21 protein-coding genes are annotated in these 25,488 nt (G+C 55.5%); 6 read left to right on the plus strand and 15 right to left on the minus strand.

From position 1 onward, the window contains the following. Positions 1–67 precede the first annotated feature (67 nt). Together AAGQ96_RS10085 and AAGQ96_RS10090 are read right to left on the minus strand one after the other, a co-directional pair. Positions 68–973, minus strand: a complete 906-nt coding sequence (locus AAGQ96_RS10085; protein ID WP_342755429.1) for a LysR family transcriptional regulator — start codon at positions 971–973, stop codon at positions 68–70. Between the two features lie 111 nt (positions 974–1,084). Further along, entirely contained in the window at positions 1,085–1,483 is a 399-nt protein-coding gene (locus AAGQ96_RS10090; RefSeq protein WP_342755430.1) for a cupin domain-containing protein, read from the minus strand. An 867-nt stretch (positions 1,484–2,350) separates the two neighbouring features. Here AAGQ96_RS10090 and AAGQ96_RS10095 point away from each other — a divergent pair. The 3 genes from AAGQ96_RS10095 to AAGQ96_RS10105 all read left to right on the plus strand — a co-directional run bounded on the left by AAGQ96_RS10095 (position 2,351) and on the right by AAGQ96_RS10105 (position 7,220). Next, positions 2,351–3,508, plus strand: coding sequence for a glycosyltransferase family 4 protein (locus tag AAGQ96_RS10095; RefSeq protein WP_342755431.1), 1,158 nt, complete (start codon positions 2,351–2,353; stop codon positions 3,506–3,508). 322 nt (positions 3,509–3,830) lie between these two features. Then, entirely contained in the window at positions 3,831–6,206 is a 2,376-nt protein-coding gene (locus AAGQ96_RS10100; protein WP_147197689.1) for a membrane-bound PQQ-dependent dehydrogenase, glucose/quinate/shikimate family, read from the plus strand. Positions 6,207–6,410: 204 nt separating this feature from the next. Further along, positions 6,411–7,220, plus strand: coding sequence for a flagellin (locus AAGQ96_RS10105; RefSeq protein ID WP_147197691.1), 810 nt, complete (start codon positions 6,411–6,413; stop codon positions 7,218–7,220). Between the two features lie 101 nt (positions 7,221–7,321). Here AAGQ96_RS10105 and AAGQ96_RS10110 read toward each other — a convergent pair whose 3' ends face one another. From AAGQ96_RS10110 to AAGQ96_RS10140, 7 genes are all read right to left on the minus strand, one after another. After that, positions 7,322–8,956, minus strand: coding sequence for a GMC family oxidoreductase (locus AAGQ96_RS10110; protein WP_342755432.1), 1,635 nt, complete (start codon positions 8,954–8,956; stop codon positions 7,322–7,324). Then, complete coding sequence (locus tag AAGQ96_RS10115; protein WP_147197694.1) at positions 8,953–9,489, minus strand: sugar dehydrogenase complex small subunit; 537 nt, start codon at positions 9,487–9,489, stop codon at positions 8,953–8,955. The genes AAGQ96_RS10110 and AAGQ96_RS10115 overlap by 4 nt, the downstream gene beginning before the upstream one ends. Further along, entirely contained in the window at positions 9,473–10,819 is a 1,347-nt protein-coding gene (locus AAGQ96_RS10120; RefSeq protein ID WP_342755548.1) for a c-type cytochrome, read from the minus strand. The genes AAGQ96_RS10115 and AAGQ96_RS10120 overlap by 17 nt, the downstream gene beginning before the upstream one ends. Before the next feature lie 134 nt (positions 10,820–10,953). Beyond that, the gene (locus AAGQ96_RS10125) at positions 10,954–11,664 is read right to left on the minus strand and encodes a hypothetical protein (protein ID WP_147197696.1); all 711 of its coding nucleotides are present in this window, start codon (positions 11,662–11,664) and stop codon (positions 10,954–10,956) included. A 52-nt stretch (positions 11,665–11,716) separates the two neighbouring features. Then, the gene (locus AAGQ96_RS10130) at positions 11,717–12,865 is read right to left on the minus strand and encodes a beta-propeller fold lactonase family protein (protein WP_342755433.1); all 1,149 of its coding nucleotides are present in this window, start codon (positions 12,863–12,865) and stop codon (positions 11,717–11,719) included. 31 nt (positions 12,866–12,896) lie between these two features. Next, positions 12,897–13,532 (minus strand): aldolase, encoded by a 636-nt coding sequence (locus tag AAGQ96_RS10135; RefSeq protein WP_147197699.1) that lies wholly within the window; start codon positions 13,530–13,532, stop codon positions 12,897–12,899. A gap of 20 nt (positions 13,533–13,552) precedes the next feature. After that, positions 13,553–14,866: an MFS transporter gene (locus AAGQ96_RS10140; protein WP_342755434.1), complete on the minus strand. Its 1,314-nt coding sequence runs from the start codon at positions 14,864–14,866 to the stop codon at positions 13,553–13,555. A gap of 225 nt (positions 14,867–15,091) precedes the next feature. Here AAGQ96_RS10140 and AAGQ96_RS10145 point away from each other — a divergent pair, with 225 nt between their 5' ends. After that, a complete protein-coding gene (locus AAGQ96_RS10145; protein WP_342755435.1) occupies positions 15,092–16,123 on the plus strand; it encodes a LacI family DNA-binding transcriptional regulator in 1,032 nt (343 codons plus the stop codon). Positions 16,124–16,126: 3 nt separating this feature from the next. On the opposite strand, the gene AAGQ96_RS10150 is transcribed toward AAGQ96_RS10145, so the two are convergent. Both AAGQ96_RS10150 and AAGQ96_RS10155 read right to left on the minus strand, forming a co-directional pair. Beyond that, complete coding sequence (locus tag AAGQ96_RS10150) at positions 16,127–16,828, minus strand: substrate-binding domain-containing protein (protein ID WP_342755436.1); 702 nt, start codon at positions 16,826–16,828, stop codon at positions 16,127–16,129. Between the two features lie 153 nt (positions 16,829–16,981). Continuing rightward, entirely contained in the window at positions 16,982–18,208 is a 1,227-nt protein-coding gene (locus AAGQ96_RS10155; RefSeq protein ID WP_147197708.1) for an alpha-hydroxy acid oxidase, read from the minus strand. Positions 18,209–18,438: 230 nt separating this feature from the next. Here AAGQ96_RS10155 and AAGQ96_RS10160 point away from each other — a divergent pair, with 230 nt between their 5' ends. Both AAGQ96_RS10160 and otnK read left to right on the plus strand, forming a co-directional pair. Next, entirely contained in the window at positions 18,439–19,101 is a 663-nt protein-coding gene (locus AAGQ96_RS10160; RefSeq protein ID WP_342755437.1) for an aspartate/glutamate racemase family protein, read from the plus strand. A 3-nt stretch (positions 19,102–19,104) separates the two neighbouring features. Continuing rightward, the gene (gene otnK / locus AAGQ96_RS10165; protein WP_342755439.1) at positions 19,105–20,397 is read left to right on the plus strand and encodes a 3-oxo-tetronate kinase; all 1,293 of its coding nucleotides are present in this window, start codon (positions 19,105–19,107) and stop codon (positions 20,395–20,397) included. A 166-nt stretch (positions 20,398–20,563) separates the two neighbouring features. Here otnK and AAGQ96_RS10170 read toward each other — a convergent pair whose 3' ends face one another. The 4 genes from AAGQ96_RS10170 to kdpC all read right to left on the minus strand — a co-directional run bounded on the left by AAGQ96_RS10170 (position 20,564) and on the right by kdpC (position 25,478). After that, a complete protein-coding gene (locus AAGQ96_RS10170) occupies positions 20,564–21,457 on the minus strand; it encodes an SDR family oxidoreductase (RefSeq protein WP_147197719.1) in 894 nt (297 codons plus the stop codon). A 77-nt stretch (positions 21,458–21,534) separates the two neighbouring features. Further along, entirely contained in the window at positions 21,535–22,218 is a 684-nt protein-coding gene (gene kdpE, locus AAGQ96_RS10175) for a two-component system response regulator KdpE (protein WP_147197721.1), read from the minus strand. Continuing rightward, positions 22,190–24,892 carry a two-component system sensor histidine kinase KdpD gene (kdpD, locus tag AAGQ96_RS10180; RefSeq protein ID WP_342755440.1) on the minus strand — a complete coding sequence of 901 codons (2,703 nt, stop codon included), beginning with the start codon at positions 24,890–24,892 and terminating at the stop codon, positions 22,190–22,192. Before kdpD ends, kdpE begins: the two co-directional genes overlap by 29 nt. Positions 24,893–24,902: 10 nt before the next feature. Beyond that, positions 24,903–25,478: a potassium-transporting ATPase subunit KdpC gene (gene kdpC / locus AAGQ96_RS10185; RefSeq protein ID WP_342755441.1), complete on the minus strand. Its 576-nt coding sequence runs from the start codon at positions 25,476–25,478 to the stop codon at positions 24,903–24,905. Between the last annotated feature and the right edge of the window lie 10 nt (positions 25,479–25,488).

Below are 25,488 nucleotides of genomic sequence, written 5' to 3' on the forward strand. Positions count from 1 at the left end.
AGCAAGCGCACTGAGTAAGGTTGCCACTGACCCGCAGAGAGCCTGCGGGTCAGTCTGCTTTATCGAATTATCGGCGTGAGCTGCTCTTAACGCGCACCGCGTCGATAAACGCCGCAAAAGCGGTAGTATGCTGCTTACGGCTGGGATAATAGAGGTAATAACCGGGAAAAGGCGCGCACCAGTTTTCCAGCACTTTTTCCAGTCTCCCTGCGCCGACCAGCGCTTCAACGCTATCTTCCGGCACCATCGCCAGGCCAATCCCGGCGACGGCGGCATCGATGCGCGGCTGAAGATTATTAAACGTCAGTTGTCCTTCCACCCGCACCCGCATCTCACGCTGATCCTGCTGAAATTCCCAGGCATAGAGGCCACCCATCGTAGGCAGGCGCATATTCACGCAGTTATGCTGCTGAAGATCCTGCGGCGTTTCCGGCCGACCGTAGCGGGCGAAATAGTCGGGCGAGCCTACCACAACCATGCGCCAGTCAGGCCCGATGCGCACGGCGATCATATCTTTCGCCACCTGTTCGCCCAGCCGAACGCCTGCATCAAAGCGGCCACTGACAATATCAGTCAGTACGTTGTCAGAGACAACTTCAATGTTCACTTCAGGAAACGCCTTCGTGAACGTTTCCATCGCCGGCCACAGCGTTGAACGCAGCGCATGCTCGCCCGCGCTGATACGAATATTGCCTGCCGGCCGGTCACGCAGCTCACGCAGCGCAATCAGTTCGTTTTCAATTTCTTCCAGTCGGGGACCAATTGTCTTAATCAGGTGTTCACCCGCTTCGGTTGGGGCAACGCTGCGGGTGGTACGGGTGAGCAAACGCAGCTCAAGACGCTCTTCCAGCCCGCGAATGGCATGGCTCAGCGCCGATTGCGATACGCCCAGTTTCGCTGCCGCTTTGGTAAAGCTCTTTTCACGGGCGATAACCATCAGCGAAATCAGATCGTTGAAATTGTCTTTAAGCATGGAGGAGTTCAGGTGTTGTCGGTCAGATAAAAGCAGTGTAGCGATTATGCGGCAGGAGAAAAGCAAAAAGACCGGGACGCCACTGGCGAACCGGCCTGGCAGGTGAAGGGTCTATTGCGGATATTGTTCGGCGGAGACGTGCTCCAGCCAGTCAACCACTTTACCCTGTTCAGCTTCTGCTATTGCGATGTGAGTCATCGATGTTGTTGCGGATGCGCCGTGCCAGTGCTTCACGCCCGGTCGGATCCAGACGATATCGCCCTGGTTTATGCTGCGTGCTGCTTCCCCCCATTCCTGAACCCACCCCTGACCTTCGGTGACGATCAGCGTTTGCCCCAGAGGATGCGTGTGCCAGGCAGTACGCGCGCCTGCGGGAAAGCTGACGGTGGCTCCGCTCACGCGGGCAGGTTCGGTCGTGTTAAAGGGCGCGGTGATTGTCACTTTGCCGGTGAAATACTCCGCCGGGCCTTCTGCGGCCGGTTTGGCATCCTTAACAAAAATATCGATCATGATCGTTCCTCAGTGGTTATCATCAGCTTTTGCATGCCTTAATGATATGTCATTAATAAGCGCTGACTATGAGTATGATCCACTTGATGTTATTAGCCTGATTCATTAATAAGGTGTATCCGCCTTAAATTACGGCATTAGGACATTTCTTATTCAAACTGGCGTTTAATTACCCTCAGGTAAGCAAATTCTGGCGATATTGCCGTCTGCCTTTTTATTACAGCCAATACAGATGTTTCTTAATTATCCTTTCACCACGGCTTTCTTATGGTGGGCGCTGCGGCTGTGCAAGCCGCCTGGGAGGGAGGCTGACCTCCGGCGTCCTGCTCAAACATAAAGAATTCTTCTTCTTTATTCGCTGATTTTGAGTGGGATATCGTAAATGGACAGGATAATTAAGGGGGAAATTCTGTGGCTTTTAACGTTTTTTTTACCCAAACTCCGCTTTCTGTTGGACTCATAATCAGGGGGTTACTGCGTACGCAGCCGTTGAAAAGAGAGCGTGGGAAGAGGCTGAAGCCGTACCACCCTTGACCTGAGGGCGTTAGGCAGAATATCACCCGCAGCGGATGTAATAAGATATTACTTTTGGTTACGAGGTTTTTTCAGCCTTGAGTCCAGCGAAAAACGAAAACCGGCCACAAAGAGCGGGTAACATTTAACTTATTTTTAACTTGACGGCGGGGGGAGCGAAATTTTCCCTTTGGGGAATTAAATGCCACTTTTAATATTAAGACAATGCCCGTATTTACTTGTCAGGCCTTCTGTGGTGGAGTACACGGGCGTCATGGAATGAAGACCAGGGCAAAATTGAATTCTAATAATATTACTCAGTACAGTTAGCATTACTTTCTATGAGGTGGCGGTATGAGAATCGGCGTATCTAACGATAACTACCCGGAGAAAAGAACAATAATAGTTGATTCAGGCATGGAATATATTAACTTCAAAAATAAGAATCTCTATTCTTATATCAACCTTGTTAATATGAAATTCTTCCGCCAGAGCAAAATTTTTCTTTTCAAACCGGTGATCAGCTCGCCGAAGCGGGACGTGGATGTTTTTCACGTTTTCAACGAGATAGCAATAACAGATCGCAAGTGGGTCGCGACATTCGAGACCGAATTACCGCGTATTCTTCCGCCTAAAAGCGGCAATAAAGATGAGAACCGCGCGAAGCTACAGCGTCTTTCTTCCGCCCTTACTGCCAATAATTGTTTAGCGCTGATTGCGCTCTCTGGCGCGGCCTACAAAATGGAAATGAAGCTGTTCCGTGACAGTCCGGAACTGTCGCAGACGATTCGCGATAAAATGGTGGTGATGCATCCACCGCAGAAGCTCTATACGCCGGTTCGTGCGTCGCGTAAAAGCGCAACGCCGATTCATTTTGTATTTATCGGCAAAGATTTCTACCGCAAAGGCGGGGGAGAGATCGTGCGGGCGTTCGACGAACTGCTGACGGAAAACAAAATTCAGGCCAGCCAGGTTAAAGTGACGCTGATTGGGGATTTAAAAAAGACGGGTAACTACGCGCTGGGTAAGTATCAGGACGAGCCGACCTTTGCCAGCGAAACGGAAGCGATGATTGCCCGTCATGGCGACATATACGAGCACGTCCCCTCCATGCCTAACGATCGGGTGATGACGCTGCTGCAAAAAGCAGATGTGGGTCTGCTACCCACCTGGGCTGAAACCTACGGCTTCTCGGTGCTTGAAATGCAGTCCTGCGGCTGTCCGGTTATCACCACTAACGTGCGTGCACTGCCGGAAATTAATCCGATCGAAGCGGGCTGGCAGGTCACTCACGAGCTGAACGATGATTGCGACTACAGCGTCTCTTCCGCGCAGGAACGCGACCGGTTACGCAGAAAAACCATCGATCAGTTAAAGGTGATTATCACAGATATTGTTGAAAAGCCGGAGCTGATCACTCAGAAGGCTAATGCCGCTATCGCCCGTATTCGTGACGAACACGATATGGAAGCTTACCAGATCAAACTGCGCTCGCTGTATAACCAAAAATAGCGGCACCTGCGCCCGTCCGTGGCCGTTGCAGTCCCACCCGGGCTGCCCCTGTTCCCGTACGCGGCGTTTCACGCCTGGCGTGTTCCGTGTTTCAAGTTTGAGCCGGTGCTGATTTCAGCGCCGGGCTTGCTGTTTTACCTCTGCCGTCCTCTTTTTTAGCGGTTTATCACCGTCTCTCCTGAAAAATCATACCAATACGAAATCATCACCTAAAATACATAAATTAAATACAGTTTTCATTCAATGTTATTTTAGTTAAATTTGTGTTGTTGAAATGTAATTTAAATGACAGATCACTCCTGAGATTAACCGAGAGACGAAAATGATAAAACTAACCGGTATTGTGTTAGCGATCGTGGGTATCGCAATGCTTTACATGGGCGGCAAGCTATTGCTGCTGGGTGGCACGCCTTTTTATGCCATTATTGCCATCGGCCTGCTAATTACCGCCGTCGCGCTGTTTTACAAAAAGAAATTTGCTCTGACAATTTATGCGGTACTGATGTGGATTGTTGTGGCCTGGACCGTATTCGAAGTCGGCTTCGATAAATGGCAGTGGATCCCCCGTGGCGATCTGATTGGCCTGTTCGGCGTGTGGCTCGCGCTGCCATGGATTGTGCGTCCGCTATCGCGCGTCAGTAATCCTGCTAAACCCGCCAGTTTTCATCCCTTCCTTGGCTCCACCGTGATTATTATCATTGCTGTGGTTATCGGCCTGATGTTTTACGATCCCTATCCCAAAGAGGGCACGCTAACCAGTCAACGTAACCCGATTGCCGACAGCCTGCCGGGCAATGACTGGACGGCCTACGGCGGAACACCTGACGGCCTGCGTTTCTCAAAGCTCAATCAAATAACCAAAGACAACGTCAATAATTTGCAGCTTGCCTGGACATATCATACCGGCGACGTGCGTGACAGTAATAAAGATGCAACGGAATATACCTTTGAAGCGACGCCGCTGAAGGTGAATGACACCGTCTATTTCTGTACGCCGCATAATGAAGTGCATGCCCTGAATCCTGAATCCGGCGCGCTGAAGTGGAAATATCAGCCGACCAAAGATCGCTCTTATTTGCAGCAGCATCAAACCTGTCGCGGCGTGAGTTATTATCAGGAAAGCCAGGCGACAGCGTCCAATACCGCGACTGCTCCGGCGCTCTGCCGTAAACGTATTTTCAATGCCACAACCGATGCGAAATTAATCGCACTGGATGCAGACAGCGGCAAACTCTGCGCCGGTTTCGGTAATAACGGCACCGTCGATTTACGGGCTAATATGGGCAATATTCGTCCTCACGCCCTGATGCAAACCTCTGCGCCGCTGGTGGCTGGCAATCTGGTTATTGTTGGTGGCTCGGTAATGGATAACGGTTATAACAGCGGAAATCCATCCGGGGTCATCCGCGCTTATGACGTTAACAGCGGTAGCCTGGTGTGGAATTTCGACCCGGCTAATCCTGACAATACGCAGCCGCTGCCTGCCGGACAACGTTATCCGCAGGACACGCCTGTCGCCTGGGCGACGCTGAGTGCGGATGTGAAAAACGGTCTGGTCTATGTGCCGTTTGGCAACGCCTCGCCGGATGAGCTGGGCGGCAAACGCGATCCAAACAGCAATACCGAAAAGTTCCGCGACACGCTGGTGGCGCTGGATCTGAAAACCGGCGCGTTTAAATGGCGCTTCCAGTCTTCTAAACATGACTTGTGGGACCGTGATAATCCGTCCCAGCCGTCGCTGCTGGATATTGATTATCAGGGCAGTAAACAGCCGGTGGTGATCCTGCCGACTAAAACCGGCAATCTGTTCGTGCTGAATCGCCTGACCGGCCAGCCGGTTTATCCGATCAATCAGGTTGACGTTTCTACCCAGGGCGGCGTAGCGGGTGAGAAATTCTCGCCAACCCAGCCGGTTTCTGCACTGAACTTTATTCCCGATCCGATTGATGAGAAATCGATGTGGGGACTGACGCCGTTTGACCAGATGGCCTGTCGGATCGATTACAAATCCCTGCGCTATGACGGCAATCCGTGGACGCCTGCCACCGAAGCGGGCTCTATCGTCTTCCCGGGGAATATCGGCGTCTTTAACTGGGGTTCAGTGGCCATCGATCCGGAACGGCAAATCCTGGTGGCATCGCCGGTTCGTCTGGCCTACAAGTACAACCTGATTAAGCGTACGCCAGAGACCGAAAACAAGCGTCTGTTCACCAAAGACGGCACGCCGTACTGGAATGAGAACTTTGAAGGGGATTACGCTATCCATATCCAGCAGTTCGCCTCCAGCCTGGGCATTCCCTGCATCGCTCCACCCTGGGGCCGTCTGGTTGGCGTGGATCTTACCACCGGTAAAACGGGCTGGCTGCGACGCGTTGGCACGACTAAAAACCTGAAAACCACCTTCCTGCCGGGCCGCTTCCCCATCGGTTTCCCAATGGGAATGGTGGCGCACGGTGGCCCGCTGACCACCGCGGGCGATCTGGTATTCCATGGCGCTACGGCAGATAACTTCTTCCGGGCCTATGACATCAATACCGGTAAGCTGCTGTGGCAAACCGAACTGCCGGCAGGCGGACAGGCGACCCCGGCAACCTATATGGGCGCGGATAATAAGCAGTATGTGATTATCGCTGCGGGTGGCCACGGTTCTCTTGGCACCAAAGAAGGCGATGCGGTGATGGCGTTCCGTTTGCGTTAAGATTTATCTGTCTTACCCCGTCTTCCAGCAGGAAGACGGGTTTCCCCTCTCAAACAGCCCGCTTTGCCGCCTTATTCACGCGGGCATGATGATTTTCCTGAAAAGTTTTTTAAAGTTCTGACAAAGGTCGCCGATAAAGAATGCAGACGGTGACGGGCAGCCTGGCGCCGTACAGACCCAAGTTACTTTTTGAAGGAAAATATTATGTCCGTTATTAACACTAACATTATGTCTTTGACCACTCAGAACAACCTGAACAAATCCCAGGCTTCTCTGAGCACCGCCATTGAGCGTCTTTCCTCTGGCCTGCGTATCAACAGCGCAAAAGATGACGCCGCGGGCGAAGCTATCGCTAACCGCATGAATTCTCAGATCAAAGGTCTGACCCAGGCTGCACGTAACGCTAACGACGGTATCTCTCTGACTCAGACAGCTGAAGGCTCTCTGAACGAAATGAACACCAACTTACAGCGTATCCGTGAACTGACCGTTCAGGCGAAAAACGGCACCAACAGCGCTGACGATATCGACTCAATCCAGAAAGAAGTTGATGCACGTCTGTCTGAAATTAACCGTATCGGTAAAGCAAGTACCTTTAACGGCACGGCGATCTTTGATACCACCGGCAGCGTAAACATTCAGGTTGGCGCTAACGACTCTACCGACGCTAACGTGATCAGCATCTCTCTGTCAGGCGCAGGCTTCCAGACCACTGGTCTGGGCGCGACTTTCGACGTGACCGGTGGCGACCTGTCTGACCTCGACGCGCGTATCAAAAACGTGGATACCGCACGTTCAGGTCTGGGTGCGATTCAGAACCGTTTTGAATCTACCATCAACAACCTGAACACCACGTCGACTAACCTGACCGCGTCTCAGTCACGTATTCAGGATGCTGACTACGCAACGGAAGTGTCTAACATGTCCAAAGCGCAGATCCTTCAGCAGGCCGGTACCTCCGTGCTGTCAAAAGCCAACCAGGTTCCACAGGGCGTGCTGTCTCTGCTGCAGTAAGTCTTTCTGGTTTACCTCAGAACGCAAAAACCCGGCCTCGGCCGGGTTTTTTGTTTTTGGGAAGGTGCAGGCGCGTTAAACGCCGTCTCCCACGCGTAAATTTATACCTTAACCGTTTTCAGCAGATAATCCGCCAGCCGCAGGCTGAGCGCCGCGCCGGTCAGCGTTGGATTCATGCAGGAGGCCGAAGGCATGACGCTGGTCCCGGCAATAAACAGGTTAGGGTGATCGTGGCTCTGGCAATGGCGGTTGACCACGGAGTTTTTGGCATCATCGCCCATGATCGTCGTGCCCATAATGTGCTGCCGATCCTGATAGCCTGTATCGATTTTTGACACGTCCGCATTGAGCAAACGGGCGAAATTATTAAAATCCAAAAGCCCCTGGGTTTTACCGGCGTGCCAGTAATCGGTCACGCTGTAGTAAATTTCCGGCACCGGCAGGCCAATCGCGTCCTGCCGGGTTTTGCTCGGCACGATACGGTTTTCCGCCAGCGGCAGGGTTTCAAAGTCGATGGCAAAGTTCAGCGATCGCGCCGACATCCGCTTTAACTCTTCATCCAGTTTTGAACCCAGCACGCCTTTTTTGATCAGCGAAGCCGCGTAGTCAGCGGTCGGCACGGTATTGCGCACTTTGATTTTGTAGCTGGGGAAATCCTTGCGGAAAGGGCCGTCGCGATTATTCAGATAAACCAGCAGTTCGGTTGGCCCCTGTCCCGGCCAGACGTCCTCTTTCATCATCACATTCATGCTGATGCCGGTATGGCCCATCAGATTGCGGCCAACCTGGTCCGAACCGTTAGCAATGCCGTTCGGGTAACGTGCCGAGGTCGACATCAGCAGCAGCTTGGGCGATTCAATCCCGTAAGCCGCCAGCACAAAATAGTTGGCGGTCAGGTGGTGGTTGGAGCCGTCAGGTTTGCGATACCAGATACCGGTGATCTTTCCCGCGTCGTCCGCCTCGATTTTATACACCACCGAATTATCCAGCAGCGTTGCGCCGTGTCGTTCCGCTTCATCAATATGCATTGAACCATCATATTTGGCCGCGATGGGGCAGACAGGATTGCAGTTATTATTGCCTGCGCAGGCCGGACGTCTGCCGTACGGGCGGGTGGCGCGACCGTTCGGTTCCATCACCGGGTTGTAGCCGCCTTTACCCAACAGTTCAGAGAGCCGTTTAAACAGATAGCTCGGCTCCAGACCGGTCATTGGAAAAGGCGTCGAGCGCGGCGGCCAGGCTTCGCCGCCGTGCCCGCTCTCATCCTGGCCATCCATACCGGAAACGCCCAGTTCCCGCTCCGCGCGGCCATACCAGGGCTCCAGCTCCTGATAGTCAATCGGCCAGTCGCGCCCTCGACCGTACAAGCTTTGCAGCTTAAAGTCGTTGGGGATCATCCGCCACAGCGCCGAGCCAAAATGCCAGGTGGTGCCGCCGACCACGCGCAGGTATTTGGTGGGGTACTTCACCGGGCCTGTCTGTTGCAGATACTCGCCATAGGTGGAAGGGACATGGGGCAGGTCGGGATAGGGTGAGCCTACGCCCTGCAATTTCATATTGGTCAGCGACATCTTGAATGGCGAGTTGCGAAACCGTTCGACAATTTCCTGGCGCTTAATGCGCGGGCCGGCCTCGACGATAATTACCGATTTGCCGGCTTTCGCCAGCTCGGTCGCGACCAGGCCGCCCATCACGCCGGAGCCAATAATGACTACGTCGGCATCAACCTGCTTCATGCTGCTTCTCCTTTCTCTTTCACCTTCTGCGCCGGATCCCAGCCCCAGGAATCGGGGCCACCGCCGTAGGTTGGCACCACTAAAATATCTTTCGTTGGCAGGTACATCATTGCGTCGGCATAGGCGATCAGTTCGCTGCCTGCGCCTTCACCGACCACGCCGGTATACCAGCTGGCGATAATTAACGAGGCGGTTTGAAAAAGCGGGTGTGTCGCATCAACAGCCCGAAGAAAGGCATCCACATGGGCGAAATTCTGCGTGGCAATATAGCCTTTGAGGGCAGCAAACCGCGTTGGGAAATCCGCATAATGTCGGCACAGGGCAGAGTAATAGCGTTCAGCGAGGATCGGGCTGGCGGGTCGGCTGACCAGAAAAGAGGAGGTCGCGACAAAGCCGCTCTCCGCGCTTTGCTGTGCAGCGGCCATTTGCGCCGGGAACAGCGAGGAACAAACGGCGCTGAGTGACAAAACGGCCATACCTTGTAATAAGCGGCGGCGGCTGAAAGCCGGAGACGCTTTAGTGTTCTGTGGCATTACGCCTCCTTTTTCTGCTGAGCAGGATAAAAATAGCGATCAACACAACCAGCGCTGCGGCAATGCCGGCGATCGCTAAAGGTCGGGTCAGCTGTACCAACAACGGCGCATCGCCGCCTTCGCGCAATGTTTTAACCTGCTGCGCGGTAACGGAAACCTGCGGATTACCGAAGTTTTTTAAGACGTAATTACTGACGTCGGCGATCTGTTGGTCGTTAAGACGATTGGTAAAATCGGCATCTGGCCCGAAAGCGGGCATCGCGACAGGCTGATTGTTGACGTTGCGCTGCACGCCAAACAGGATGGCTGAAACGAGGTTATCGGGCCGATCGGCTCCGGTTGCGCTGTTATGAAAAAGCGCAGGGTAACGCGAGTTGCCCTGGCCTGCGGGCTGATGGCAGTTTGCACAGCTGCCGCTGAACACAACCCAACCGGGATCGGCGCTGGCCTGGCCGCGTAGCTGCTGTTCACTGTCGGCGCCAGAACCATAGCCATCCCGAGCCTGGGGAGCGCCGGTATTCACGGCGGGAACCTGACGCAGGTAGGCCACAATCGCCTGAATATCCGCATCGGAAAGGTGCTGCAAACCGTGCTCGATAGCTTCCGCCATCGGCCCCGCCGCCTGCGCTTTACCGTCAAGGCGGCCCGTTTTCAGATATTCACTTAGTTCAGCGGCGCTCCAGTCGCCAATGCCGGATTGATCCGGTGTGATATTCGGTGCATACCAGCTGCCCAAACTGCCGCCGGAGAAAGCCCGATCGTTTTGCTGGCCCATCAGCACATTGCGTGGCGTGTGGCAGGTATCACAGTGCGCCAGCGCATTCACCAGATAGTCTCCCCGGTTCACCAGGTCAGACTTATCGGGATTCGGCATAAAGCGGCGACCGTCGGCAAAAAACATATTCCATACGGCCATGGATGCACGAATGTTGTAAGGAAAGGGCAGGTGGGTTTGCGGCGTGGCAATATCGACCGGGGCCACGGCGTTCATGAAATAGAGATAAAGTGCGTGAATATCGTCGTCGCTGATGGCGGCGTAAGAGGTATAAGGCATAGCAGGGTAAAGATGTTCACCCTGTTTATTAATGCCTTCCCGTACCGCCCGCGCAAAATCCTGCTCGCTGTATTCACCGATGCCATCGGTTTTTGACGGGGTAATATTACTCGCGAAAATGCTGCCTAACGGCGACTGTATTGCATAGCCGCCCGCCATCGGCGCGCCTTGATGCGGCGAGGTGTGGCACGCTCCGCAGTCGGCGGCCGTGGCAAGATATTTTCCTTTGGCAATCAGATCCTGGTTCTCGTCAGGCTGCGCGTGCGCAAACTGCATCCCGGTGACAAGGATCAGGCTCATCGCCAAAGGCAGACAATGTCGTCTCACCTGACATGCTCCTGTAAAAGTGAAATGTCGTTATTTTTATTAGAAAGTGCCGGTTGCCCGCGGAAAACCGGCGGCAACCGGCTTTAGAGCAGTTCGTAATCGTTGAAGATAAGCGGCGTATCGCCCCCGTTGGTGAGCTCGATTTTTTCCGGCCCGGTTAGCTGGGCATCACCGCGATGCAGCCAGACCTCTTTATTACGGTTAGGCTTGCCGGGAATCGATTCCAGCAGGCGACCCTCGGTAAAGAAGACGCGCACGCCTGGCCCGTGCTGGTTATAGAGCGTGGTGCTTTCGCCGGGTTGCAGCGTGACTTTCCAGCCCTTCACCGTTTTTTGATCCAGAACCTGCTGGAACACCGGCAGATCGGGACGCGTCGCGCCGCCAAAATGCTGGGGGCCGGGCTGGTTGATCTCAAAGGCGACCTGCTGGTTCAGCGTGGTGCCGGTATTGGTCACTTTGTCGGTTTCTGACTTGCCCTGATGCGCGCCAAACTTGACGTTGCCACTTTTCATCTCGCCATCTTTTGGCGGCTTGTCGGGATAAGTGGTGTGCGTCAGGCTGCCATCAATATGGGTATTCACGTAATCAAGATGCTGCTCGTGAAACAGCGTGGACTGGCCCGGCCGGATCATCACGCGCATCACGGTGACATATTGGTTTTCCATAATTACGTGATGCAGCGGTTCCAGATTGGTGGCGACAACCTGTTCTGCGGCACTGGCAACAGGCGAAGCGGCAAAAGCAAAGCCCGTAGCGATGAGGGCGGAAAGAAGGGATTGCGAAGTACGTTTCATAAGATCTCCGGTTAGGGCTGGTCTGCCGGGCCGTAGCCGACCCGGGTTAAACTTATTTCTCAACAACAGTGACCCAGTTAGCGCCTTTATCCGTTGGATACTGGCCGGCCAGCGTCAGCGCGCCGGTTGACGTATTGATGGTATAGAGCGAAAGCTGAGTGGATTTCTGCCCGGACTCAATCAAAAAGCGTCCGCTGTTATCGATGGCGAAGCCCCGCGGCTGCCGTTCGGTCTTAACGCTGCTGAGATAAGTCAGATGACCGTTGTTCGGGTCAACTGAGAAGGCGGAAAGGGTACTGCTGGTGCGTTCGGTCGAGTAGAGAAAGCGGCCATCCGGCGTCAGATGAATATCTGCCTGCCAGATGCGGGGCTTCTGAGAAGGCGGCAAATCGTCATCACCGGTCAACGGTCTGGCCTCGCCACGCTGCATCTCTTCTTTCGGCGAGACCGAATTCACCACTTCTGCGGGGGTGGTGGTGCCATTGGCATTCACCGTCAGCCGCGAAATATTGCCCGCCATTTCGGTCAGAATATAGAGGTTGCGTTTACCCTGCTTATCCAGCGCGGGCGCAAAAGCAAAGTGACGCGGGCCGGTTGCCGCCTCGTCCTGAATATTAACGAACGGCGGATCGTTTGGCGTGACCTTGCCCGTTGACGCATCAAAGCGGTACTGCAACAGCTGATCGGCGCCCAGCAGGGTAACGTAAAGAAAATGATTGGTAGGATCGACCTGAATAGCATGGGCGCGTTTACCGGTATGCACGACCTGAACCGGCTCGGCCTCGACCAGCCCCTCTTTATTAATACGGTTGATACTGAACAGATCGCCACCGTAGGAGGCGCTAAGCAGGTAATGTCCCTGCTTATCCAGCGACAGATAGGCCATGCTTTCCGGCAGCGGCGTCTGGCCCGCTTTTACCAGCTGTCCATCGGGCTGAATATGAAAGGCCGCCACGCTGTAAGGCTTGCTGCGTACCGAGACATAAAGCATTTTTTTGTCGGGTGACACCACGGAGGACATCGCTTTTGCGCCCGCCGGAAACGTGCCGATCGGCTGTAGCGCGGGTTTGTTTTTATCCAGCTGATAACCGGTAACGGTGCCGCTGTCGGCGTTGGAGACGTAGATCAGGGTTTGTGCCTGCGCGGTTCCGGCCAGCGTCATTAACGACAGTAGGGTGCCAGCATAAAGATTTTTATTCATTGTTATATCCTTATTATTTAACGGTAAGGTGTTACCAGCGGGCAGAAAATACCTCGCAAAGCTCGGCCACCTCATCCTCACCCAACGGCTGAGGCTTAACCGTCGCCTGCATCCACAGCTTTGCCGTTTCTTCCAGCTCCTCTAAGGCAAAGCAGGCGGCGGCAATCGAGTTTCCCCAGATAACCGGGCCAAGCCGCGCGAGCATGACGCCGCGAACCTCAAGCGCCAGCTGAGCAACCCGATCCGCCACCTGTGGCGCACCCGGACGACAGTATGGGATCAGCGGGATTCTGCCGACTTTCATCACCTGATAAGGGGTAATCGGCGGCAGAATGCTGGCTTCCTGCCAGACACCTTGCAAAGTCAGTCCTACCAGACTGGTAGAGTGAGTATGGACGACCGCCTGCACTTCGGGATTGCGATCGTAAACCTGACGATGCAGCAGCAGCGTTTTTGACGGCTTGTCACCGGCGATCCAGTCACCGTTCAGGCTGACTTTGGCGATACGATCCGGTTCAAGCCGGCCCAGGCAAGCATCCGTTGGCGTAATCAGCCAGCCGTCGGCCAGCCGGGCGCTGATGTTTCCGGCACTGCCGACGGTATAGCCGCGATCGAACAGGCTTTTACCCGCCAGGCAGATCTCTTCACGCAATTGCAGTTCACTCATTTTTTTCTCCGCTTTGAGGTTCAGGCTTTATGATCGGCCGCGATCACGCCGCTGACCTGCTGGTTTTTTTCAATCGCCAACGGTTCGATTTTGCCCATGACAAACATGAAGTTCAGCGCGCCAACGAGACAGATCCCGCCAGCGACCAACAGCGGCACCACAAAGGAACCGTGGCTCAGGGTCAGCATCAGCCCGGTAAACGATGCGGTGACAATGCCCGCGAGGTTGCCGGCAAAATTCTGGATACCGCCGAGCGTGCCGACGTAGCCGGAATTCGGCGCGACATCAGCAGGCAGCGTCCAGATATTGGCGGCGGTAAAAGCTAAACCGGCATAGGTAAGCGAGAACAGCGTCAAAATCACCGTAACGCTGCTGGTAAAAGCGGCGAAAGCAATCACGGAAGAGAGCAGCATCCCGGCAATCAGGCAGGATTTACGCGCGGTGGTTAGCGAAAAGCCTTTGCGATAAAGCCAGTCGGAAGTGATGCCGCCCAGCAGACTGCCGGGAATGCCCATCAGGGCAGGGATGGCACCAATCGTCCCCAGCTCTTTCAGGGAGAAACCGTGCGCCATGGTCAGATAGGTCGGGAACCAGGTCACAAAGAAATAGGTGGCGAAGTTCATGCAGAAAAAGCCGATCATCATGCCCCACACCGTTCTGAAGCGAAACAGACCGGCAATATTGACCTTCTCATTTTTATCCACTGTCTGGACGCCGCGATCGGCCAGCAGGTTCTCCCGCTGTTCAGGGTTCAGGCCTTTCATCGCCTCTGGCTCGCGATAAAACAGCAGCCAGATAGCCACCCAGGCCAGGCCCAGCGCGCCGGTAACCACAAACGAGGTTTCCCAATCCCAGGTGCTGATCAACCAGGCAACCAGAGGCAGCGCGATGGCGCTACCGGCACGCGGACCGGCATCAAAAATGCCGCTGGCCGTCGCCCGCTCCTTCTTCGCAAACCATGAATAGACCACTTTTGCACAGCCGGGATTACCGCCAGATTCCCCGATCCCCAGCAGCAGGCGTGAAGCAAAAAGGGAACCGAAGCCCCGACCAAATGCGGTCACGACGGTAAACAATGACCACCAGCCTACCGCGATAGCCAGACCGGCACGGGCACCCAGCCGGTCAAGCAGGCGACCGGCAGGAATTTGCATCAGTGCGTAAGTCCAGAAAAATGCGCCAAGGATCAGCCCCATGCTGGTGTCATCCAGCCCAAGATCTTTTTTTATATGCGGTGCAGCGATGGCGAGGTTAATGCGATCTATGTAGTTGATGGCGATGGCGAAAAAGCAGAATGCAATCATCAGCCAGCGGACTCGTGGGTATCTACGCATGGTGAATTCCTTTATTATCTCGGTGCGTTGGCGAGCGGGCCGGGACGCCTGTCGTCAGGTTGATTGTTATCGTTTGGTAAATTTTGGTCTGTTTCTGATAATATGATGTTAAAAGTAAGCGATTACAAAATTCAGTCAAGCAAAAAGTAAGCGCTTTCAAAACGAGATCTGGCCTGTCTGCAATTTTTGTGGACGGCATCACTAATTTCACTCTGGAGACCGACGATGTCCGATAAGCCTTCACCTCCCGCAAGAGTTTCTCTGGAAGATGTTGCCCAGCGTTCGGGGGTGTCCACCGCGACGGTCTCTCGGGTATTGAACGGCAGCGCGTCGGTGCGGCAGTCACGTCGCGAGGCGGTAGAGCGAGCCTGTGAGGAATTGGGATATGTGATCAATCGTGCGGCAAGAACGCTGGCGTCACGACGCAGCATGACCATTGGCGCGGTTGTACCCACGCTGGCGACGGAAACGTTCTCCCGCCCGCTGGCCAGCTTTCAGCAAAAGATCCATCAGTCGGGTTACACGCTGCTGCTGGCCAATTCCGACTTCGATCCGCAGACCGAACTGAACGAGGTGAACAAGCTGGTGGAGTACGGCATCGATGCGCTGATGCTGGTGGGCAACAGCCACCATCCGCGTTTGTGGGAACGGATTAATCAGCAGGGGATCCCCTGTATTCAGACCTTTTCCGTCGATCAGCGCTACCCCAGCGTCGGCTACGATAATCAGCTGGCAGCGAGTGAAATGACGGCGCATCTGCTGGCGCTGGGCCACCAAAAGTTTGGCGTCATCGTCGGCACGCCGCCTTCTAACGATCGTATTTCTGAACGCATTACCGGCACGCGCAATGCGCTGGCAGCGGCGGGTTTGCAGCTTGATGAGGCGAATCTTATCAGCAGCGCTTTCACCATGAACGAAGCACGACAGGCGATGTTTAAGCTGCTGGATGGCCCAAACCCGCCTACCGCCGTGATCTGTGGCAATGATTTACTGGCATTCGGCGCAATGCGCGCGGCGACAGAACGCTATCTGCGCATTCCTGGCGATATCTCCATAACCGGCTTTAACGATTATGAATACGCTGAACACCTTGAACATCCGCTGACCACCATGCGTGTGGAGCTGGCGCAGATTGGTCTCTGTGCGGCGGACTACCTGCTGGCTACGCTAAACGGTGAAGACGCGCCCCGGCAAACACAGCTAAAGCCGGAACTGATTGTACGCGGCAGCAGCGGCTCTGCGCCTCGCCAGCGCTAACCCTTAGTTGCGCAGCGACATGCCGAACGCCTCGAACGCGCGGCCCGCTTCGGCAGAGCGCAGGAAATCGAGCAGCGCGGCGGCCCCCTGCGGATTCTGCGCGTTGGCAAGCACGCCAGCTGAGATCGAGGTCGGCTGCTGCACGGCATCCGGTAGCGGCCCAATCACCTTAATGCCTTTCACCGCCAGCAACTCGCTGATCTGCTGTACGGCAATGTCCGCTTTGCCTGCGATAAGCTGGCTGGCGGTAAAACCTTCGCCGATCGTGGTGGCGCGTGCAGCCATCGCTTCTTCAATCCCCAGCTGCTTCAGCACCGTCTGAAAGTAAATGCCGCTGGCACCGCCCAGAGACCAGCAGACGGATTTGGCGGCCAGCAGTGCTTTTTTCAGCGCCTCAACGCTGCTGATATCGGGCGCTTCGGCTTGCGGCAGTATCGCCAGACCAATCGGTGAATCCACCAGCTCCACGCGGCTGCCGCCCGTAACCACCCCTTCGGCAATCAGCTTATCCATCGCCTTAACGGTAACGATAACCGCATCGGCCGGCTCTCCAGCGGCCAGCTTTTTTTCGATCGCCGTGGTGGGGCCCCAGTCGATCGCCAGCGGATTATCCGGATGCTGTGTTAGCCACGTGGCTTCCAGCTGTGCAAAGGGCGCCCGGATGGCGAGCGCGCTGAACAGGCGAATTTGTTGGTTTCTGCTCATAAAAATCCTCTTAAGAGAGTGTTAACCCTGCACAGGAGCAGGGAGCATGCGCAGGCAAAAAAAGCCGTCCGTAGCAGCCCTTAACGGGCCGTCCATAGCGCGTGATGCTTGCTCCAGGCGTGTGCTCCTTTCGTTCCAGGCGCGTGCCCGTTATCAGCTTTTCCGCAGGTAGCTGGCGTCAAGTTCTGCCGGTGTACGCACGCCAATCAGCGCCAGATCGCGGTCGATTTCGTCCCGTAAAATATGCATGGCGTGTTCCACACCTGTCTGGCCGCCCACCACGGCGGCGTAGAGGAAAGGACGTCCGAGAAAGACAAAATCCGCGCCCAGCGCCATCGCTTTCATCACGTCGGTACCACGACGAATACCGCTGTCGATGATCACTTTCATTGCGCCTTTTTTGGCCGCGATTTCCGCCAGCGTTAGCAGCGGCGGCACGGTGTGATCCAGCTGGCGACCGCCATGATTCGATAAAATGACCGCGTCCGCCCCCAAATCCCGTGCGATAAAAGCATCTTCCGGTGACATCAGTCCTTTGATTACCAGGTTGCCGGGCCATTTTTTGCGAATGGCCTCGACGTTTTTCCAGCTCAGCTTGTCGCGTGCCTGAGTATTGCGTACCTTGCTGGACATCATCGGCGGGCCACGTTCGGCATCGGTATTTTCAAAGTGTGGTGCGCCGTGGCGCAGAAAGGTTTGCGCCACCGTTCCCAGCAGCCAGCGAGGGTTCATGGCGCTTTGCAGCGCCACTTTTGGCGTAATTTTTATCGGCATGCTAAACCCGCTGCGGGTGTTGTGCTCGCGGTTGCCGAGCATCGGCGTGTCGCCCGTCACCACCAGCGTCTGATAACCAGCGGCGGCAACGCGATCGAGTAAGCGGTCGATGCGTGGCTGATCGCCCGCCAGATAAGCCTGGAACCAGGCGTCCGGGTTCGCCTTATGGACATCTTCCAGTTTTACCAGCGACGATGCGCTGAGGATCATCGGTACGTTCATCTCCCGTGCGGCTTTAGCCAGGGCAATATCTGCCTGATAAGCCACAAAAGAGGCGCCCCCCAACGGCGCCACGCCAAACGGGTGCTGATAAGCGTGACCGAAAAGCGTGGTGCGCTGATCGCGGCCAGAGACGTCTCTGAACATGCGGGGAATAAAAGTATATTGTTGATAAGCTTCGATGTTTCCGGCAATGCCGCGTCCGGTTTCCACGCCGCCTGCCACATACTGATAGATCATATTCGGCAGGCGGCGTCGTGCGTGACGTTCAAAATCATCTAACGCCAGCAAATCACGAAAATGGCGCGGTACCGTTTTTACCGCCGGACTCTTCACGACCGAGGGCGATGCCGTGCGCAGGGAAGAGGAATTTGCAGATGATGTCATAGTGCGTTCTCACAATCGGAGGATAACCATCAGGCTCGGGCAGGACTGCGCCTGACCAAACAGGAAAAAATTTTGTAAGCGCTTTCAATTTTGGTCAATCATCTCTAACATTTCAATAACACCCTGGCATCCTTATTGGGTTTTTATGTGATCCGGCTCACTTTACAGCAATATTTGTAAGCCCTTACATTTAACGCAACCCCCCGACAGCCTGTTTTCTGGAGATGATTATGCGATCCCGAATTGTATTACTGCACGCCACGCCCGTCGCGATGACGCCGATCCATACTGCTTTTAACGAGGTCTGGCCTGAGGCGGAAACCGTTAATTTGCTGGATGACGGGCTTTCTCTTGACCGCGCCAGGGAAGCGGAACTTTCGCCAGCGCTGACGGAGCGCTTTGTCCGGCTGGGACGCTATGCGTATGACATGCAGGCGCAGGGGATTCTGATTACCTGTTCCGCCTTTGGACCCGCCATCGATAAGCTGGCAGCCGCCTTGCCCATTCCGGTGTTAAAACCGAACGAAGCGATGTTTCATCAGGCGCTTGCGCAGGGGAAAAATATCGGCATGCTGGCAACGTTTGGCCCGGCGGTAGAGACGATGACGGAAGAATTTAACGACTATGTTAAGCAACATCATTCTTCGGCCCGTTTAACGACGGTGCTGGTTGATAAGGCCATTGATTTACTGAAGCAGGGCGATGCCGAAAGCCATAACCGGCTGGTGGCTGAACGCGCACAGGATCTGGCCGGTTGCGATGTGATTATGCTGGCACATTTTTCCACTTCCCGTGCGGCGGCCAGCGTGCGCCAACAGGTTTCGGTGCCGGTGCTGACCGCGCCTCATGCGGCCGTGCAGCAGATGAAAGCCCGCATCGCGGGTAAGGAGTGACGTATGTTAATTGGCGTAATTGCAGATGACTTTACCGGCGCCAGCGATATCGCGGCTGCCCTGACCAAAGGATTGGGAGAAGGGGGGCTAAAAACCACCCAGTATCCGGGCCTGCCGACCCGACCCGCCGGGGGCGATGTTGAAGCAGGCGTGATTGCCCTTAAAAGCCGCTCAATACCCGCGCAGGAAGCCGTGGCACAGTCGCTGGCTGCCTGCCGCTGGCTGTTGGATCAGGGCTGCCAGCAGATTGTCTTTAAATATTGCTCAACTTTTGACTCTACGGACGAGGGCAATATTGGTCCGGTCATTGATGCGCTGGCGGCACTGTTGGAGACGGAGAGCGTCGTCGTTTGTCCGGCGTTCCCTGCAATGGGCCGTACGGTTTATCAGGCGCATCTGTTTGTGCATGACCAACTGCTCAGCGAATCCGGTATGGCCCATCACCCGCTGACGCCCATGAAAGACGCCGATTTGCGACGCGTGCTGCAACCGCAGACGACGAACCGCGTGGCGCACGTCCCGTGGCAAACGGTGGTTCAGGGCAGCCAGGCAATCCAGGCGCTTTTTGCTCAGCAGGCACAGCAGGGGCGAACGCTGCATATTGTTGATGCCCTTAGTGATTATGATCTGACGGCTATTGGTCGCGCCTGTGCAGGAGCAAAACTTGTTACCGGCGGTTCAGGCATCGGACTGGCGCTGTCGCACAATTTTATCCGTAGCGGACAGGCATTTGGCCAGCCGGCGCGGGCGTCGTTTGTTAACGGGCCGGAAGCCATCCTGGTCGGCAGCTGTTCGGGGGCGACCCGTGAGCAGGTAGCCTGGCATCAAAAAACGCATCCGGTGATGGCAATCGAGGTGAAAGCAGTACTGAGTGGCGAAACCGGGCCGGAACAGATTGTGGCTTTTATTCGGCAAAATCAGGGTAAGTCGCCGTTGGTATACTCATCAGGCGAGCCGGATGCGGTTAAGGCCATACAGCAGCAGTATGGTCGGGAAAACGTGGCAGGCGCGCTGGATAATCTGTTTGGCGAAGCCGCAAAGCAGCTGGTTGCTGCCGGGGTAAGGCGAATAGTTGTCGGCGGCGGTGAAACGTCGGGCGCGGTCGTGAGCGCGCTGAATTTAACGGCGCTGGAAATTGGTGAAGAGATCGATCCCGGCGTGCCGGTAATGCTATCAAAAGGAGATAACCCGATTGCGCTGGCCCTGAAGTCAGGCAATTTTGGCGGGAAAGACTTTTTTGCACGTGCGCTGGAAAGGCTGAAGGGTCAGGCGGTTACGGGAGATGATGCTCGTTAAATAATTGCTGTTCGCGTGGAAAGGATGATGACCAAACTGCTGCGTTCAGGTCAGTCTGTTGACTGACGCCGGTATTGGAACCCGAAGCGTAAACCTGAAAAGCCCGCCGCCGAATAACGTCTCCCGTTCAGGAACCCGTCATCCGGCGGCAGTGGCAGATTAAAACTTAAAGCGTGCCGGTACCGCCGTCAGAACACCAGACCTGTCCCGAGGTAAAGCTGCTCTCGGTAGAGGCTAACGTCACGTAAAGCGGGGCAATTTCAGCAGGCTGGCCAGGACGGCCAAGCGGTGAAGTCGCGCCAAACTCCTTCACTTTTTCCTGCGGCTGACCGCCGCTGGACTGCAACGGCGTCCAGTAAGGTCCGGGTGCCACGGCGTTGACGCGAATGCCTTCTTCGCCCAGCTGTTTCGCCAGCGCTTTAGTAAAGGCAACGATACTGGCCTTGGTCTGCGCATAATCAAGCAGAATTTCGCTTGGCTTATAGGCCTGCACGGAAGAGGTATTGATAATGCTCGCGCCACGCGGCAGATGATCTACGGCCGCTTTGGTAATCCAGAACATGGCATAGACGTTCGTTTTGAACGTGGCGTCAAAGTCTTCCGTGCTTAACGTACGGATAGATTCATTAAACTGCTGACGACCCGCATTGTTAACCAGGATATCCAAACCGCCAAGCTGGCTGACAGCATCGCTTACCAGTTTTTTACAAAATTCCTCGGAACGGATATCGCCTGGCAGGGCAACGGCTTTACGGCCCTCTGCCTCAATCAGCTTAATCACCTCGGCAGCATCTGACTCTTCTTCAGGCAGATAGCCAATTGCCACATCAGCGCCTTCGCGAGCATAGGCAATGGCAACCGCGCGGCCGATACCAGAGTCGCCGCCGGTGATCAGCGCTTTACGGCCCTGTAAGCGACCGGAACCGCGATAGGTTTTTTCACCGTGATCGGGTTGCGGGGTCATTTTGCTGGCGATGCCTGGTGCGGCCTGCGGCTGCTCGGGGAAAGGTGGTTTAGGATACTCCACAGTTAGCAGAGATTTTTTTGCCTGTTCGCTCATCGTGTTGTGCTCCTTCATCTGTGGTTTTGTATCAGTAAGCCTGGCACAAATGTGATGTTTGTCACGTTGAGTTGCGTTTATAACTGAAAACGATAGCCAATCCCCGTTTCAGTTAGCAGGTGCTGCGGACGGGCCGGGTCGTCCTCCAGCTTCTGTCGCAGATGGCCCATGTAGATGCGCAGATAATGGCTGCGGTCAATGGCGCCCGGCCCCCAAACCCTGGTGAGTAACTGTCTTTGGGTAAGCACTTTACCCTGATTATTCAACAGCACGGCCAGCAGCCGGAACTCAATCGGCGTAAGATGAAGTTCTGTGTCATGCCGGGTGATGCGGCGGGCGGCGAGATCAACCCGTACGTTGCCGAAATGATAAACCGGTTCGCTGTCGGGTGATGTCGCTGAGCGTCGCAGCGCAGCCCGCAGACGGGCCTGCAATTCGCCAATGCCGAAGGGCTTGCTGAGATAATCATCAGCACCGGCGTCAAGCGCGGCGATCTTATCGTCTTCTCCACTCCGTGCAGAAAGGACAATAATGGGTGCCTGACTCCACTGGCGAAAATCGCGGATAAATTCGAGACCGTCGCCATCCGGCAATCCGAGATCCAGAATCACCAGATCCGGTTTGCGCGTGGCGGCTTCAATTAACCCGCGTTGCAGGGTTTCGGCATCATAAATCCGCAGGGCCTCGTCCTCCAGCGCAGTGCGCAGAAAGCGGCGGATCTCTTTTTCATCTTCAACTATCAGCAGGGTTTGCGTAATCATCAGTTTCCGTTAATTTCGGCACAGGTGCCTGGGGCAGCGTAGCGATAAAACTCGCGCCGCCTTCAGCACCGTTATGGGCAACGAGAGTTCCGCCATGAACGTCCACAATTGCCTGGCAGATAGCCAGCCCCAGTCCAACGCCGGGCACAGAAGATTCTTTATTGCCACGAGCGAATTTGGCAAAAATAGCCTGTTCCATGCCGGGCGGAATACCCGGGCCGGTATCCCACACCTCAAGCATCAGCTCGCCGGGTTTGATGCGGCTTCTTATCCCAATTTTCGCGCTGGTTCCGGCGTATTTCGCCGCATTTTCCAGTAAGTTTATCAGCACCCGTTCAAATAAAGGGCCATCTACTTCAATCAGCGCCAGCGGATCGTCCATATCCAGTAGAATATGCCGTCCTCCTAAGCCAGGTTCCAGCATTTTTAACGCGCTACCCACCACTTCTTCCAGCGTGAGCCACTCTTTTCGCAGGTTAAAACCGCCGGATTGTAAGCGGGCCATATCCAGCAGATTGTTCACCAGTCGGGTCGTGTTCAGAACATGTTGACGAATTTCGCTGGCCTGCGGCGCATGGGCCGATCCCTCGCTGGCGAGGTCCAGCGTCAGGATTTCAGCCTGACCAAACAGCACGGTAAGCGGTGTGCGCAGGTCGTGAGACAGCGCCGCCAGCAGCGAGTTTCGCAGCTGTTCCCGTTCGCTGGCAAGACGAGACTGCTCTTCGCGCGTGGTTAATGCCAGACGTTCCAGCGCGCTGGCGACCAGCAAAGTAAAGGTTTCCAGCAGACGTTGCTGTTCCGGGATCATCATTAACAGCTTGCTGCCTGATGCGACCACCACAACGCCTAACGTTTCATCTGCACTACGCAGCGGCATCATTTGCCAGGGGACGCCGGGCAGGGTATCCGTTCCTGCGCCTGCCGGTTGCCCGCTGTTAAAGCTCCAGCGAGCAATTGCCTCATCCCAGGCAAACGGGCCGTCGACGCCGTGCCAGGCCGTCAGCTGGCCGGTGCCGTCAGGGAGCAGCAGCAAACTGCGAGCGTTAAAGGTTGAATGAATAAAATGCGCGCTGGTGGTGGCGATAGCGTGGGTTGTACGGGCGGTTGCCAGCGATTTAGACATCTCATAAAGATGTCGGGTACGCTGTTCCCGATAGCGTGCAATACGCGCCTGGTAGCGAACGCCCGCAGTCAGGTTGCCGACAATCAGTCCTACGCTCAGCATCACGCCAAACGTCAGTAAATACTGTACGTCGGAAACCGCGAGCGTGCCGCGTGGCGCAATGAAAAACAGGTCGAAGCTGATCACGTTTAGCACCGTTGCCAGTACCGAAGGCCAGCGGCCATATTTCAGCGCGATGATCACCACACCAAGCAAATAGATCATCACCAGATTCGCAGCGTCAAACGCTGCCAGCCACCGGCTGGCAATCAGCGTAATCACAGCGGACATCAACACCGCCAGCGTACAGCCCCGGATCTGTACCCGCCACTTTTCGCTGAAGCTGCGGTCGTCTTGTTTTTGCTCTGACCAGACCGTGGCTTTGTCTTCCAGCGCCACGATCACCAAATCGAGGTCGGCAGCACGGTTGGCCAGCCTGTCGGCAAAAGCGCTGCCTTTTAACCAGCGTTTTCCGGCACGTCTGCCGATGATTATTTTGCCAAGATTGTGTTCGCGAGCGTAGCGTACAACGGCTTTGTCTGCGCAGGTATCGGCGAGTACCGCGGTTTCCGCGCCCAGTTCCTGAGCGAGGCGTAAGGCGCTGAACAGGCTGCGTCGCTTTGCAGGCGCGACCCGATGAAGCCGGGGCGTTTCTACGTAGACGGCATACCACTGGCTGCCCAACTTCGCCGCCAGCCGCGCTGCGGTACGTACCAGCTTTTCGTTACCTGTTCCTTCGCCAAGACAGAGTAAAATCGCGTCCCGTGTATGCCAGACCTTCTCCTCTCCTTTGATATCGCGCCAGGCGCGCATTTGATCGTCAACCCGATCGGCGGTGCGTCTGAGCGCCAGTTCACGCAGGGCGATCAGATTGCCCGGCCGGAAAAAATGCTCGATGGCGCGTTCGGCCTGCTCACCCAGGTAAACCTTGCCTTCATGCAGGCGCTGGAGGAGATCGTCCGACGGCAGATCCACCAGGATCACCTCATCTGCCTGGTCGAACACCGGGTCTGGCAGCGTCTCACGCACCTGGATACCGGTTATGCCGCTCACCACGTCATTCAGGCTTTCAAGATGCTGAACGTTAACGGTCGAAAAGACGTCAATACCTGCGTCGAGCAGCTCTTTTACATCCTGCCAGCGTTTGGGATGACGCGAGCCAGGCGCGTTGCTGTGCGCCAGTTCGTCCATCAGGATCAGCGAAGGGCGACGAGCCAGCGCCGCGTCAAGATCGAACTCCTGAACCGCGCGACCACGGTAAATCCGGCGTTTAGCGGGCTGGACAGGCAGCCCGTCAAGCAACGCTGCCGTCTCCTGGCGCTGGTGGGTTTCCACCACGCCAATGAGGATATCCAGCCCCTGGCTGCGCAAGCGCTGCGCTTCCTGAAGCATGGCGAAGGTTTTGCCAACGCCCGCACAGGCACCGAAAAAAATCTTCAGTTTGCCGCGATAGCGGGTGTTCGCCTGCTTCAGCAGATGTTGCGGATCGGGACGGAAAGGCTCCTCACTCATCGCGTATTCCTTACTCTTCCTGCATGGCGTCCAGCGCCAGGTTCAGTTCCAGAACGTTAACCCATGGCTGACCGAGAAAACGCAGCGGTGGCTGGTGGGTATTGGCATTAATCAACCGCCTGACCTGTTCCGCTGGCAAATCACGGGCGCGGGCAACGCGTGGTAGCTGCCACAGGGCAGCCTCCGGTGAAATACCGTAATCAAGACCGCTGGCTGACGAGGTCAGTAAATCAACCGGAATGGCGGCGGTAGCCTGCGGATTTTCTGCCCGAAGCTGCGCTACGCGTTCGGCTACAGCCTTATCAAGGGCCGGGTTGCTGGCGGCAAGGTTACTCCCGCCGCTTGCCATCGGATTATAGGGGAGGTCGGCGGTGGCGGAAGGACGACCGTGAAAATATTTTTCCTCACTGAATGCCTGGCCCAGCAGGCGTGAGCCGCGGATCTGACCGCGATCTTCAATCAGTGACCCCCCGGCCTGCTGCGCAAACCAGCTTTGCCCCAGTGTGGTTGCCAGAAAGGGATACAGCACGCCGGTTATCAGCGTCAGTAAAATCAGCACAACGAATGCAGGACGTAGTTGAGACACGGGAAACTCC

Origin of the sequence: Pantoea sp. MBD-2R, from assembly GCF_039134845.1 — a bacterium.
In the GTDB taxonomy this organism is placed as follows: Bacteria; Pseudomonadota; Gammaproteobacteria; order Enterobacterales; family Enterobacteriaceae; genus Erwinia.